The organism is Gluconobacter albidus (genome assembly GCF_002723915.1).
GTDB classification, from domain to species: Bacteria; Pseudomonadota; Alphaproteobacteria; order Acetobacterales; family Acetobacteraceae; genus Gluconobacter; species Gluconobacter albidus.
The window spans coordinates 22,301-36,037 of sequence record NZ_BEWL01000001.1; the positions used below are offsets into that span (position 1 = coordinate 22,301).

Annotated in this window: 13 protein-coding genes; 3 read left to right on the forward strand and 10 right to left on the reverse strand. The window is 59.9% G+C overall.

Annotated elements, in window-relative coordinates; genetic code table 11:
* Nucleotides 1-10: 10 nt before the first annotated feature.
* The 6 genes from fabF to GAL01_RS00135 form a co-directional block, all read right to left on the reverse strand.
* The gene (gene fabF, locus GAL01_RS00105) at nucleotides 11-1,297 is read right to left on the reverse strand and encodes a beta-ketoacyl-ACP synthase II (protein ID WP_062030218.1); all 1,287 of its coding nucleotides are present in this window, start codon (nucleotides 1,295-1,297) and stop codon (nucleotides 11-13) included.
* A 134-nt stretch (nucleotides 1,298-1,431) separates the two neighbouring features.
* Nucleotides 1,432-1,671 carry an acyl carrier protein gene (locus GAL01_RS00110; RefSeq protein ID WP_011253554.1) on the reverse strand — a complete coding sequence of 80 codons (240 nt, stop codon included), beginning with the start codon at nucleotides 1,669-1,671 and terminating at the stop codon, nucleotides 1,432-1,434.
* Between the two features lie 222 nt (nucleotides 1,672-1,893).
* On the reverse strand, nucleotides 1,894-2,634 hold the full coding sequence (gene fabG, locus GAL01_RS00120; RefSeq protein WP_062030220.1) for a 3-oxoacyl-[acyl-carrier-protein] reductase: 741 nt from the start codon (nucleotides 2,632-2,634) through the stop codon (nucleotides 1,894-1,896).
* Nucleotides 2,635-2,646: 12 nt separating this feature from the next.
* On the reverse strand, nucleotides 2,647-3,591 hold the full coding sequence (gene fabD, locus GAL01_RS00125) for an ACP S-malonyltransferase (RefSeq protein WP_062030222.1): 945 nt from the start codon (nucleotides 3,589-3,591) through the stop codon (nucleotides 2,647-2,649).
* A 72-nt stretch (nucleotides 3,592-3,663) separates the two neighbouring features.
* Nucleotides 3,664-4,389: a hypothetical protein gene (locus tag GAL01_RS00130; protein WP_099253021.1), complete on the reverse strand. Its 726-nt coding sequence runs from the start codon at nucleotides 4,387-4,389 to the stop codon at nucleotides 3,664-3,666.
* A 66-nt stretch (nucleotides 4,390-4,455) separates the two neighbouring features.
* On the reverse strand, nucleotides 4,456-5,334 hold the full coding sequence (locus GAL01_RS00135) for a class I SAM-dependent methyltransferase (protein ID WP_062030226.1): 879 nt from the start codon (nucleotides 5,332-5,334) through the stop codon (nucleotides 4,456-4,458).
* A gap of 255 nt (nucleotides 5,335-5,589) precedes the next feature.
* On the opposite strand from GAL01_RS00135, the gene GAL01_RS00140 reads away from it, so the two are divergent.
* Entirely contained in the window at nucleotides 5,590-6,369 is a 780-nt protein-coding gene (locus tag GAL01_RS00140; protein WP_062030228.1) for an acetoin reductase, read from the forward strand.
* A 43-nt stretch (nucleotides 6,370-6,412) separates the two neighbouring features.
* Here GAL01_RS00140 and GAL01_RS00145 read toward each other — a convergent pair whose 3' ends face one another.
* The 4 genes from GAL01_RS00145 to GAL01_RS00160 all read right to left on the reverse strand — a co-directional run bounded on the left by GAL01_RS00145 (nucleotide 6,413) and on the right by GAL01_RS00160 (nucleotide 10,939).
* Complete coding sequence (locus GAL01_RS00145) at nucleotides 6,413-7,138, reverse strand: glycine betaine ABC transporter substrate-binding protein (RefSeq protein WP_062030230.1); 726 nt, start codon at nucleotides 7,136-7,138, stop codon at nucleotides 6,413-6,415.
* Between the two features lie 74 nt (nucleotides 7,139-7,212).
* Nucleotides 7,213-9,297: a M13 family metallopeptidase gene (locus GAL01_RS00150; RefSeq protein ID WP_231865337.1), complete on the reverse strand. Its 2,085-nt coding sequence runs from the start codon at nucleotides 9,295-9,297 to the stop codon at nucleotides 7,213-7,215.
* 83 nt (nucleotides 9,298-9,380) lie between these two features.
* Nucleotides 9,381-10,016: a Dabb family protein gene (locus tag GAL01_RS00155; RefSeq protein WP_062030234.1), complete on the reverse strand. Its 636-nt coding sequence runs from the start codon at nucleotides 10,014-10,016 to the stop codon at nucleotides 9,381-9,383.
* A gap of 101 nt (nucleotides 10,017-10,117) precedes the next feature.
* Entirely contained in the window at nucleotides 10,118-10,939 is an 822-nt protein-coding gene (locus GAL01_RS00160; protein ID WP_062030236.1) for an acyl-ACP desaturase, read from the reverse strand.
* Between the two features lie 103 nt (nucleotides 10,940-11,042).
* Here GAL01_RS00160 and bioB point away from each other — a divergent pair, with 103 nt between their 5' ends.
* Together bioB and GAL01_RS00170 are read left to right on the forward strand one after the other, a co-directional pair.
* Complete coding sequence (bioB, locus tag GAL01_RS00165; RefSeq protein WP_062030238.1) at nucleotides 11,043-12,083, forward strand: biotin synthase BioB; 1,041 nt, start codon at nucleotides 11,043-11,045, stop codon at nucleotides 12,081-12,083.
* 123 nt (nucleotides 12,084-12,206) lie between these two features.
* On the forward strand, nucleotides 12,207-13,508 hold the full coding sequence (locus GAL01_RS00170; RefSeq protein WP_062030239.1) for an Hsp70 family protein: 1,302 nt from the start codon (nucleotides 12,207-12,209) through the stop codon (nucleotides 13,506-13,508).
* Nucleotides 13,509-13,737 lie beyond the last annotated feature (229 nt).

Consider the following 13,737-nt stretch of genomic DNA (forward strand, 5'->3'; position numbering starts at 1 on the left):
GAACCCTTCCTCAGTCCTTGAAGCGCTTGAGGATGATGCTCGCATTCGTCCCGCCAAAGCCGAAGCTGTTGGACAGGGCGACGTCGATCCTGCGCTGCTGGGCGACATGCGCCACGCGGTCGATCACGCTTTCACGCGCGGGGTTGTCCAGGTTCAACGTGGGCGGCACGACGCCGTCACGGATGGCCTGAAGGCAGAAAATCGCCTCAACCGCACCGGCCGCCCCCAGAAGATGGCCAATGGCCGACTTCGTGGAGGACATGACCAGACGCTTGGCGTCTTCGCCGAAGAAGCGCTCGACTGCATCCAGCTCAAGGTCATCCGCCATGGTGGAGGTGCCGTGGGCGTTAACGTAGTCGATATCGGCCGTGGTCAGGCCTCCGCTGTTGCGCAGCGCGGCCTTCATGGCACGGAACGCACCTTCATGGCCTTCAGCCGGAGCCGTAATGTGATGGGCATCACCGGACATGCCGTAGCCGCCGATTTCACCATAGATTTTCGCGCCACGGCGTTTGGCATGCTCAAGTTCCTCAAGCACGACTACACCGGCACCCTCACCCATGATGAAGCCGTCGCGGTCCTTGTCCCAGGGCCGCGAGGCCTTGGTCGGATCATCGTTCGAAGCGGTGGACAGCGCACGTGCCGAGCAGAACCCGGCAATGCCGAGCGAGCAGATCGCAGCTTCCGCACCGCCGGCAATCATGACATCCGCATCACCATACTGGATGAGACGCGAGGCGTCGCCGATGGCGTGAACGCCCGTCGCGCAGGCCGTCACGACCGCATGGTTCGGTCCCTTGAAGCCGTAACGGATCGAAAGATGACCGGAAATCAGATTGATCAGGGCCGAGGGAATAAAGAACGGCGACAGACGGCGGGCCTTGCCGCTCGAAACCGTCAGGGAGCCGTCATAAATCGTCTGAAGACCGCCGATCCCCGAGCCGATCATCACGCCCGTGGCGCAGCGATCGTCCTCGTCCTCAGGCTTCCAGCCTGAATCCTCGACAGCCTGAATGGCTGCGGCAAGGCCCAGATGGATGAAGCGATCCATCTTCTTCTGGTCCTTGACCGGCACCCAGTCGGACAACGTGAGACCACCTTCCGCCGTCGGGCCATCCGGAACCTGTCCGGCGACCTGGGCAGGAAGTTCGGAGGGATCGAAATGCGTGATCCGGCCAATGCCGGACTGCCCTTCGATCAGCCGCTTCCAGGTCAGTTCCGCGCCCACAGCCAGTGGGCTGACAACACCGATACCGGTTACGACGACACGCCGCCCGTTAGTTGCAGTCCCGCTCATCGATGCCTCTTGTCTCACGTTATGTCCGGGTCTTGCAGCCGGGCCTCATGACAGGACCCGGCTGGTCTTCCACCCCTGAAGGGGGTGGGAATCCGGGGCCGAAAAACCGTCCCCGGTCAGCTTGAGGACTGGCCTCAGGCTGCTTTCTGCTTTTCGATGTAGTCGATGGCATCCTTGACGGTTGCGATCTTCTCGGCTGCATCTTCCGGGATCTCGACGGAGAAGGCTTCTTCGAAAGCCATGACCAGCTCGACCGTGTCGAGGCTGTCTGCGCCCAGATCGTCGATGAACGACGCGTCCGGCGTTACCTTGCTTTCGTCCACACCGAGGTGCTCGACAACGATCTTCTTTACCTTGTCAGCAATGTCGCTCATCTGTTCGTTCCTTATGCCCATCCGGGACCCTGTTGCCCGTCCGGTGCGTTACATCAAAACTCGTACTGCCGCCTGCCAGTCCGGAAGCCCAGTGGTTCCTCCAGAGCAGGGCCGCCCCCGTTGAAGGGGAGGCGTTGCCACCGGAAGAACCGGACATCAGCCTTCAGCAGGCCGGGCAAAGCAGCGCGCGATTAGCATGCTTTAACCAAAAAGGCCAAGCATTCACACCATCGCCATGCCACCATTGACATGCAGGGTCGTACCCGTGACCCATGCTGCCTCTTCGGAAGCCAGATATACCACTGCGGACGCCACGTCACCAGTATTCCCCATCCGACCGAGCGGAATGGAGCCAACCAGCTTTTCGCGGACCGCTTCCGGCAGCACATCCGTCATCGGCGTTTCGATGAAACCGGGTGCCACGACATTGACCGTGACACCACGCGGACCGGCTTCCTGCGCCAGAGATTTGCTCATACCCACGATACCGGCCTTGGCGGCGGCGTAGTTGGCCTGACCGGCATTGCCCGTCGTTCCCACCACGGAGGCGATCGAAATGATCCGCCCCGCACGACGGCGCAGCATGCCCTTGAGCGCAGCGCGGGCCAGACGGAACGGGCTTTCCAGATCGACGGTCAGAACCTGCGACCAGTCGCTGTCCTTCATGCGGATGGCCAGCGTATCGCGCGTCAGACCGGCATTGTTGACCAGAATGTCCAGCGGAGCGCCCGCAGCGGCTTCGGCCTTGGCCACGAGACCGTCGGCTTCGGCGGGATCGGACAGGTTGGCGACGGCGATATGGGCGCGCTCGCCCAGGCTGTCGGCCAGTTCCTGAAGAGCCGCTTCGCGCGTGCCGCTGAGCACGACCGTCGCGCCCTGCGCGTGAAGCTGGCGGGCGATCGCGGCACCAATGCCGCCTGATGCGCCCGTTACGAGGGCCGTCTTGCCGGTAAGAGAGAACATGATCGGTTGTCCTTAAAGGGTCTTGAGCAGGGCTTCGATTTCGGCAGGCGTTCCGGCATTGCTTGCGGCCAACTCGGGAGCGATACGACGTGCCAGACCGCACAGGACCTTGCCCGCACCAAGCTCGTGCATGTTCGTCACACCCATTGCCACCATCGCCTGCACGCTCTCGCGCCAGCGCACGGTGCCCGTCACCTGCTTCACGAGAAGTTCGCGAATGGTTGCCGGATCGGTCACTTTGGCTGCCGTGACATTGGCAATGACGGGAACGGACGGTGCGTTCAGTGTCGCGGTCGCCAGTGCATCTTCCATCTCGCGTGCGGCAGGCGCCATCAGCGACGAATGGAAAGGTGCGGAGACCGGCAGCTTCACGGCGCGCTTGATGCCATGTTCCTTGGCCACGGTAATGGCACGGTCGATTGCGCTCATCACACCGGACACAACGATCTGACCACCGCCATTGTCGTTGGCGATTTCCAGCGTCTCGCCTTGGGAGGCCTCGTCACAGATCGCACGGGCCTGAGACGCATCCACACCCAGAAGAGCCGCCATACCGCCCTCCCCGGCCGGAACGGCGCGCTGCATGGCCTGCCCACGCAGACGCAGCAGACGCGCACCCTCCGCAATCCCAAGCGTGCCAGCAGCGGCCAGCGCGGAATACTCACCCAGCGAATGCCCAGCCAGCAGAGCCGCCTTGTCCGCCAGTTTGAAGCCGCCTTCGCTTTCCAGAGCACGCACGGCAGCCAGCGAGACCGCGAAGAGAGCGGGCTGGGCGTTTTCGGTCCGTGTCAGTTCATCCGCATCACCAGCGAACATCAGGCGCGACAGATGATCACCAAGCGCCTCATCCACTTCCTGAAAAACGGCGCGCGAGGATGCAAAAGCCTCGTGAAGGGCCTGCCCCATCCCGACGGATTGGCTCCCCTGTCCCGGAAAGACGAACGCGTGAACCGACATGGATCCCCCTGCTGGCAGTGAATTTAAGGTTTTGCGTGATGCGTCCTCACGGTCCATCTGTCAAATCCCGCGTCAGTTTTTACGCTTGAGCGTAAAAAATTCATCAGTCGGAATCTTCACGCGGATCATGGAAAACGGCCTGTCGGAGCGGAACACGGTTCCGTCCTGATAATCCTGCGGGCGGAGAATGAATGTATAGGGCACGACACCCTGATTATCGACCAGAAGCCTCGGCGTTCCGTTTTCCACGGCTTCAAAACGCGCTCCAGGGGCGACATCAACCTTCAACCGGTGCGCATCAGGCGCCAGAAAGGCGAGAATCACGCCAAAAAAATCGCGGATTGCGGCATTGATCTGGCCAAGCCACCCCGCAGCCTCTTCTTTCGTAAAAGACGGCGTCGGGAGAGGATCGACCTCGATCGCCAGCTCAAGCTGGACCTTCCGGTTGGACGGCAAGGTCAGCAGAACCGGAGGATTTTCCGCCAGAAGGGCCTCTGAACGCGGGAAGTGCATCTCCCGGTCCTGACCAGTGAAAAGCGGAATATCGCCCTCTTTGGCATGCAGCACGACCCGCGCTTCGGACGGCACGGCATGGTCGGGCAAAATATCCCCCAGAAAGTGCAGAGACAGATTTTTCCCCGCCTTCTCCGGCAGGCGGTCAAACCGGTCATAGACCCGGTAAATACCCTTGTAGCTCCCGACACGCATGGCGTGCTGGCCGGTAACGGTGACAGTTTCTTCCGGTTCGGCAGAAACGCTGGAAAACGGTGCGGCCAGAAGAACTGCGAGCAATCTCATACTGATGCCAGTTTTTTTCAAGCCCCTTCCCCTCCCGCTCTGTCAGATCTTCATGACAAACGATGACTATCCGATCTTCTGCATCACAATCAGGACCTGTGGCAACCGGACGGGATTGTCCATGTATTCGATCAGGCGGAACAGTCCGCCCCATGCCTTGATGATGTAATTTCGCGGGATGATCGCCTCGCCATAATGCGACTGGGGCTGAGGAGGTTTCGAGGACGCCGCGTGAAGGAAGCGCCCGGCCTCGAATTCCGCATTCGCACGCGCTTCATCCGTGAAACTGTCGGCACAGGCCTCATGCCAGGGATGCTCCAGACGGATGCCGGAGACGCGTTTAAGCCTCTGTTCGGCGCAGAAGGCGATGAACCGACGGCTCTGCGTTGTCATGACAAGAATCCCGCCTGGTCTGAGCAGACGGTGAAACTCCCTGATCCAGTGCCCCGCAAGGAACTCGTCGAGATGCGAAAACACCGACCATGACGTAATCAGGTCAAAGCTTTCCGATGTCAGAAGCATGGGCGGCACGAGATCGCAGCCCAGAAAATTCAGCGCGGGATTGCTGCGCCGCGCAGCCATGAGAAAACGGTCCGTGGTTTCCGCGCCATACAGGTTGGAAGGCCGGATATCCTTCATGAACAGCCGGGCAATGCGCCCCCAGCCACACCCAAAATCCAGCAGCCGCGTCTCGGGACGGACCGGACGCCCGGCATAGGCGCAGTACGCCTTGATTTCCCGGAAGAAGACGTGCGCCTCATGGACGGAAATTTCCCCATGATGTCCATGGATTTCCCGCTGAAGATCATCCGGCGGAAAGGTTGGCATCCTCACACCGTGAATTTCAGGAATACGGACGGACGACACCAGAACCTGAAGCCATTCCTCGTCGCTGATGCCGCCGAATGTCTCGAAGACGGCGCTAATGCTTTCAGAATGGCTCATTAATTCCCGCCGAAGCCGTGTCGTAACGTTTATTTAACGCATTCTTGCAGTCCCGGAAATACATGACCAGAGCCGCTTCAGGAAAATCGCAACCCTGCCTTCATCTCCAGTCGGCGTCGGCCCCGTCTGACACAATTCCGTGTAACTTTTGGAAAACAGGCGGTTTTTTGTGGAATCGCAAAAATAAAGAACGGATGGTTTGCGCCGTCATGGCATTCACATGCGGATGACGGACAATCGAAGGATCTTTTTTCAATGTCCCTTTCTGGAAAAGTAGCTGCCGTCACGGGTGCCGCCCAAGGTATCGGCAAGGCCATTGCACTTCGTCTGGCCAAGGATGGCGCGGACGTCATTCTGCTGGACGTCAAACAGGACATTCTCGCCCAGACCGCCAAGGAAGTTGAAGCGCTTGGACGTCGTGCAGTCGCGCTTACGGCCGATATCAGCAACCGCGACCAGTTCGCCACAACCCTGCGCGAAGCCGCGGAGACGCTGGGCGGGCTGGACATTATGGTCAACAACGCCGGAATCTGTCAGGTCAAACCGGTTCTGGAGATCGAGCCTGCGGAGATCGAAAAGATCTTCAGCATCAACGTGCAGGGCGTGTTGTGGGGCATTCAGGCCGCTGCGAAAATTTTCAAGGAAAAAGGCACGAAGGGCAAAATCATTAATGCCTGTTCGATTGCCGGACATGAAGGCTACCCGCTTCTGGGCGCCTATTCGGCAACAAAGTTCGCCGTCCGCGCCCTGACGCAGTCCGCTGCCAAGGAACTGGCTTCTTCGGGGATTACGGTCAATTCCTACTGCCCGGGCATTGTCGGAACCGATATGTGGGTCACGATCGACCAGCGCATGGCCGAGATTACCGGCACGGAAGTCGGCGCGACCTACAAGAAATATGTCGAGGGAATCGCTCTCGGACGGGTGGAGACCGCCGATGATGTCGCGGGTTTCGTCGCCTATCTCTCCAGCAGCGACGCCGATTACATGACCGGTCAGTCCGTCCTGATCGATGGTGGCCTCGTCTTCCGCTGAGGCCAGAAAAAAAGGGGGCCGGTTTCCCGCGCCCCCTGATGTATCAGCGCCCGATCAGACGGCCGCGCTGCCAGGCTTCAGCCGCGCCTTCAGGATCCTGCCCGTCAACGGAAATGACATAATCCAGGGCGCTCATGACCTTGTTGCCCAGCATCATTTCCGAAAGTTCATCCAGCAGATCGCTGTCTGCCTGACGTGCTACATCTTCACGCAAAATCATGCGGGCAGACATCTCGCTCCCCAGCAGACGCGACGGGTCTTCGAGCACGGTCAGCAGATCGGTATGGAACACTGCATGCGGCTGCGTTGCGACCACCAGCGGTTTCTCCCCGGCGTCGCGGGCTTTTTCAAGCCGCTCGATCAGAGCGCCCTCACCGATGGTTTCAATGGACAGGACCGAAAGCGCCGGAAGCTGCTTGAGCGCCTCTTCCAGAGCCTGACGGCTGTCATCGGTTACGATGATCCGGTCCACATCTGTTGCAGTCAGGGTCCCGACGGCGCCCAGAGACGTCAGGGCTGCAAAGCTGACGACAGGCTGATACAGATCACCCAGAACCCGGCGACCCGGCCCGGCAAGGTTTTCATCCCGTGGGAACCAGGCGGAGACGAGAAGATCGACTTCCCCCTGATCCAGGGCCTCTTCGACGTCATCGGGGTCCAGATCGACGTACTCGACCTCGACCTCGTAGGCCTCAAGCACGCGCGCGACCGCGCTGGCACATCCCGCATGCAACGAGGTGTACAGATGGCCGATCGTCATTTGTGTCATGAGAATGGGTCCGTCAGGCAGAAAATTGAAACGTGAGACCGTGATTAGGCCCCACGTTCCAGTTTGTCACGACCTTACCAGATCTTTACGCGCTGATCCGGTGCCAGATAGAGCTTCTGGCCCGGCTTCACGTCGAACGCATCGTACCAGGCATCAATGTTGTGAGCCGGGATGTTGACGCGGGTCACGGCCGGGGCGTGTTCGTTCGACAGCACCTGCTGACGCAGCGCATCCGGACGATCCTTTTCACGCCAGACCTGAGCCCAGCCGAAGAAAACACGCTGGTCACCCGTCAGACCATGCACAACCGGCGCAGGCTGACCATGCAGCGAGTCATGATAGGCCTGAAGACCAAGGTTCAAGCCGCCGGAATCCGCGATGTTTTCGCCCATGGTCATCTTGCCGTTCACAAATACGCCCGGCAGGACTTCCTGTGCATCGTACTGCGCACCCAGACGGTCAGCCAGCTTCTGGAACGCCTCCGTGGATGCCTTGCTCCACCAGTCGCTCAGACGGCCATGTTCGTCATAATGACGGCCCTGATCGTCGAAGCCGTGGCTCATTTCATGACCGATCACGCCACCGATACCGCCGTAATTGACGGCAGGATCGCCCTTCGGGTCGAAGAATGGCGGCTGGAGAATGGCAGCCGGGAACACGATCTCGTTCATGGTCGGATCGTTGTAGGCGTTCACCGTCTGCGGCGTCATACCCCATTCGTCGCGGTCCACCGGCTTGTCGAGCTTGTCCAGATCGTGCTGCCAGCTGAACGCCGCACCACGCACGGCATTGCCGTAGACGTCGCCCTTGCGGATGTCGAGCTTGCTGTAATCCCACCACTTCTTCGGATAACCGACCTGAATGGCGAAATGGTCGAGCTTGTTCAGAGCGGCCCTGCGGGTCGGCTCGTCCATCCAGCTGTTGTGTTCGAGACGATCATGGAAGGACGCCTTCACTTTCTGCACCAGATCCGTGATCTGCGCCTGTGCGGAAGGCGGGAAGTAGCGCGCGACATATTCGCGGCCCAGTGCCCAGCCCAGTGCACCGTTCGTCACGCGCACGGCACGCTTCCAGCGCGGAGACTGCTGCGCCACGCCCGACAGCGTATGGCTGTTGAAGTCGAAGGACGCATCATAGAACGTGCTGGACAGATAACCGGCCGCATTGTCCCCGAGATGGAACGCCAGCCACGCGCGCAGCGTCGCAGGGTCTGCAGCCTTGAGAACTGCCGTCATCGCCTTGATACCGGCGGGCTCGCGCACGTCGATCTTGCGGCTTTCCAGCCCCTCTGCGGGCAATCCGGCGCTGGTCAGGCACGTGACCCAGTCGAAGTCCGGCGCAAGCTTCTGAAGCTCGGACACCGGCATCGGGTTGTAGATCTTGAGCGGATCGCGGGTCTGGTCGCGCGGCACTTCAACCTTGGCCAGAGCCGTTTCGAGATCGACCACCGCCTGCGCGTTCTTCGCAGCATCCGGCCAGCCCTCAAGCGTCAGCATCTTGGCGACATAGGCCTGATAGGCCTTCTTCTTGTCCGCCAGCTTGGGATTTGTGTAGTAGCTCGTGTCCGGAAGACCGAGGCCGCCGCTCACACCGATGCTCATGCCCTGATCGAGCATCAGCATGTAGCGTTCCGGGTCCTTCTGGTCCTGCTCCACACCGATCTGGAAAGTGGAGAACATCATGGATTTCAGGGACGCACCGAACGCTGCGGCAAGAGACTTGCCATCATTCACGTTCCGAATCGTTTCAAGATCAGCTGCGAGCGGCTTGCCACCCAGACGATCCACGGCCTTCTGGTCCAGGAAGCTGGCGTAATAGGTGCCGATCTTGCCCATGTCGTCCGTGGGCTGCTGGGCAACCTTCTTCGCGGCCTCGTCCAGAATGGTCTTCTGACGCGACAGGGAGAGTTCATACAGGATACGGAACGGGCCGTAGCTGCTCATGTCTCCGGGGATCTTGAGGTTCTTGAGATAAGTGCCGTTGGCGTATTCGAAGAAATTGTTTCCCGGCTGAACGGCACGGTCCATTCCGGCTTCGTCAAAACCCCAGCCCGCGTTGTAACCGGCAGCCTGTGCGCCGGAGACCATCAGACCCGCGGCAAGGGCGACAAGGCTGGCACCATGTTTCAGAGTATGTCGCGACGTAAGGAATCGTTTCACAATGTACCTCATTCCAGAGTGGTGCCCCTAGAATGAGGTATAAAGTATCATTTCGTCAAAAGGACAAAATGCCCGCGCTGCGCTCAGTGGGCCTTGCGGGCTTTTTTGATCTTTGCGCCCGTGCCTTCCGGTGTCACGGCAGCTGCGACCGGGTAATCGAAGACAACAACTTTTTCGAGATACGGCCCGGCAAATTCCTTGAAGGCCTCATGGGCGGGATCAATGAACGCCACGTCTGTCACGACAGGTTTGCCGACGTAATAATTCCGGTCTCCTTCGGAGCGGAACGTCACAAGAAATGCCTGCTGAAGGCCGGCATCCGCCCCTTCTCCACTGTTCTGGAAGCCGGTTTCGATGCTGGCGACAACCGGTTTGCCGTCCGCACGACGGCTGTCCTGCGCGAGATGCAGGAAACGTCCCGACACTTCGGCACGCTGGGCCGTTGTGGAATCCTTGGTGTAGCGGAACATCACCATGTGCCGGACCGGCCCGACATGCCAGTCCGGCGCGGTGAACTGCGCGTAACCGACCTGCTTGGCCAACTGTTGCGCGGACAGGGTGGCGGGGCTCACCGTATCGGTTTTGACCGGACCGGACGATGCGATCGGCAGGGAATAGGGATCCGCTTTCGCTGTCGGAAACTGATACAGCCCGGCGGCACAGAGGGACAGGGTTGCGCCGTAGACGGCACGACGGGAGAAAATGGCGGAAACGGTCATCGAAATCTCCGGACGCAGGCGAAAGAATCAGGTGCCTTTCATGGCACAGACGCCCGGTTTCGTCTTCTTTTTTCCAGTTTCCGGATGTTGCGTGGAAGTCCTCAGGCCTGAACCTGCCTCCTGAAGACTTTCCGGCGCCACTGGATCAACCGGTAGACCAGCGAAGATGCCAGCTTCTGCCAGCGCGAATGCGGCGTAAAGCCGATCGTCTTGAAAATCATCGCCGTCACGCGGTCGATATGTTTGGGCTGATAGAAGCCCATTGCCTTGGACATATAGGCCGCAATGCAGCGCTGATGGTCATAAGCCATGCCTGGCGGCTCGTTGGTCGTGTGATAGGCCGAGGCCAGTTCGTCGTCCTCGCTCTCCGTCACACGACCCAGCGCAATGCGCGTCCGCGCCCAGACGCTTAGTTTCTCGCGCTTCAGATACCGGTGCATGTGATCGTAGAACAGCTTGAAATGCCGGTACTCGTCCGCTGCGATCTGCTTGCAGATGGCCTTGAGCAATGGCTCGTCCGTCGCGTCCGCGAGTGCCGTATAAAAGGACGACGTACCGGTTTCGACCATACAGCGCGCAATCAGCTCGCCCGTGCGGGAGCCGCGGATGGAAGCGTCCACATCGGCGTCGATCTTGTACGATGCGCGATAGCGGTCGAACGCCTTTTCATAGTTCCAGGACGGATCGGCCAGCATGGCCCAGCGGCCAAGAGCATCACCGTGCTGCACTTCCTCGACCGCCCAGTTCGCGGCAGCCGCGCTGAAATCCGGGTCTCCGACGAAGACGCGACGCAGATATTCGGCATAGTCGAGACCGTTTTTTTCCACCACGGAAGCGGCCTTAACGAGGGGGATGATCTCGGGGTCCACGCGGGACGGATCAAAGGAGTTCCAGTCCATCTGATCAATATGCCAGTGTTTCATTCTGCAACCTCGTCCGTTTTCCGGCTCACCAATAGTGACGATCAGATGACACGGTGGGACAATTTTGGGTAGGTGTGATGCAGCAACCCTTGGAGATTGATCCGTGACGGCCACCCATACGCCCCACCCAGACGTCCGCCACGACTGGACCCGCGACGAAGTCGAAGCCCTTATCAGCCTGCCTTTCCCGGAGCTGATGTACCGTGCGCAGACCCTGCACCGTCGCTACTTCGACCCCACGAAAGTGCAGATTTCCACGCTTCTTTCGATCAAGACGGGCGGCTGCCCGGAAGACTGTGCCTATTGTCCGCAGAGCGCGCTTCACGAAAAAAGTGTCAAGGCCGAGCGCCTGATGGCCGTGGAATCCGTTCTGAAGGAAGCACGCGCTGCCAAGAAAGCCGGTGCGGGCCGATTCTGCATGGGAGCCGCCTGGCGCACGCCGAAGGATCATGACCTCGAAACCGTCTGCGAGATGATCGAAGGCGTGAAGTCGCTGGGGCTGGAGACCTGCGTGACGCTCGGCATGCTCGATGCGCAGCAGACGGAGCGCCTGAAGACGGCGGGGCTGGATTATTACAACCACAATCTCGACACGTCCGAAGAGTTTTACGGCTCCATCATTTCCACCCGCACCTACCAGCAGCGTCTCGACACGCTTTCGAACGTGCGCGACGCAGGCATCAATGTCTGCTGTGGTGGAATCGTGGGCATGGGTGAAGACCTGTCCGACCGTGCCGGTCTGTTGATGACGCTCGCCAACCTGCCCAAGCACCCCGAGAGCGTGCCCATCAACCTGCTTGTCCGCGTTGAAGGCACCCCGCTGGGCGAGGCCGAAGCCGTCGATCCCATCACCTTCGTCCGCATCATTGCAACGGCGCGTATCATGATGCCGGAAAGTCATGTCCGCCTTGCCGCAGGGCGCGAAAACATGACCGACGAAGCCCATGCACTGTGCTTCCTCGCGGGTGCGAACTCGATCTTCTGTGGCGAGAAACTCCTGACCACGCCGAACCCGGCTGAACACCGTGATCGCCAACTCCTCTCCGCGCTTGGAATGTCACCCATGGTGCAGTCCGAAGCCGAGATGGGCACGATGCGTCCGGCCGTGACGGAAGAAGCCGTCTGCGAGATGGCCGCGTCCTGATCTCAGCCGAGGCACAAGAAGGGGAAGGACCTGAAAGGGTGCTTCCCCTTTTTTATGCTTGGCCTTTGACGGCTTCTTCCCTAAACCCACGCCCTTTGCCCAAACCGGAAGAAAGCAGAACCAATGACGACGCCCGGACACAACCAGACCAAAATCCGCGTCGGTATTGATTTCGGCACCACCAACAGCGTGGTCGTAATTGCGGATGAAAACGGCAATACCCACCCTGCCCGCTTCGTCTTTACGGACCACGCCACCAGCGAAACCTGCCGCACCCTGCTTTGTCTGTGGATGGATCAGGACGGACGACGCCGCGTCATGAAAGACGCGATCGGGCTGGACGCCATCGAGGCCTATCTCGACGATCCGGCCGAGAGCCGTCTCATCATGTCCATGAAAACCTACCTTGCGCAGGGATCCTTTCGCGAAACGCGGGTTTTCAGCAGTGTCATGACGCTCGAAGCCCTGATCGCCCGTTTCCTCACGTCGCTGATGGACAAGGCCGGGCTGAACCCATCCGATGTGAGTGCCACGATCGGCCGCCCAGTGCGGTTTGCGGGCGAACTGGCCGATGATTCGCTCGGCGTTGCTCGTCTGCGCGAGAGCTTTCTGGAAGCAGGTTTCCCCGAACCGAATATCGTGCTCGAACCCGAGGGCGCGGGCTGGCGCTTCATGCAACGCCTCGACCGCCCGGCGACCGTTCTTGTTGGCGATTTCGGTGGCGGCACCAGCGATTTCTCGATCATGCGCTTTGACCCGCAGGCCCGTCAGCGCGTCACGACACTGGGCCATTCGGGCGTTGGTATCGCAGGCGACCAGTTCGACTACCGCATCATCAGCCATGCCGTTGCCCCGGCACTGGGCCGGGATGCGACCTATCGCGTCATGGGCGGACAGCCCCTGCCCGTCCCGGCCGAATGGTTCGCAAGCCTTGGCCGCTGGCATCGCCTGTCCCTGATGCGCACGCCTCAGACGCTGCGCGACATCGCAGACGTCGCCAAGACATCGTCCGAGCCGGAAAAGCTGCGGAGCCTGCTACGACTGATCGAGGATCAGGAAGGCCAGAATCTTTATCGTGCGGTTGGCCAGGCCAAAAGCGACCTGTCGCGTCAGGACAGTACCGTCCTGCGCTTCGTCCATCGCGATCTGAAAATCGAAGAGACCATCACCCGTGCCGATTTCGAAAGCTGGATCGCCCCCGACCTGGAACGTCTGGACGGCGCCATCGAAGATTCCATGCGCCAGACCGGTCTGGGACCAGACGATATCGACCGGGTCTTCCTGACCGGGGGCACCTCTTTCGTCCCCGCGGTCCGCAACCTGTTCGACCGGCGTTTCGGTGCGGAACGCGTGGACGGAGGATCGGAGTTCGTGTCCGTTGCCGAAGGGCTGGCTCTGATTGAACGTGAGCGCCACCTGAGCTGAACCTGCCTCTATACTGTCAAAAGATACCCCTGTCCGGGACGATACAAAATAGACCCGGAATCAGTACAATATATTGTACTTTTTTATTTAGTGAAGAAAGTTCCGGATTATGTGATTGGGAATTTTCTTCATTACGGATTTTATCTTTCCTTGGAGAACCAGAAACGCACCATGGGATTCCCTGAGCGTTCTGCTTTCACAGACCAGATTTACAGTCATGCATCATGCA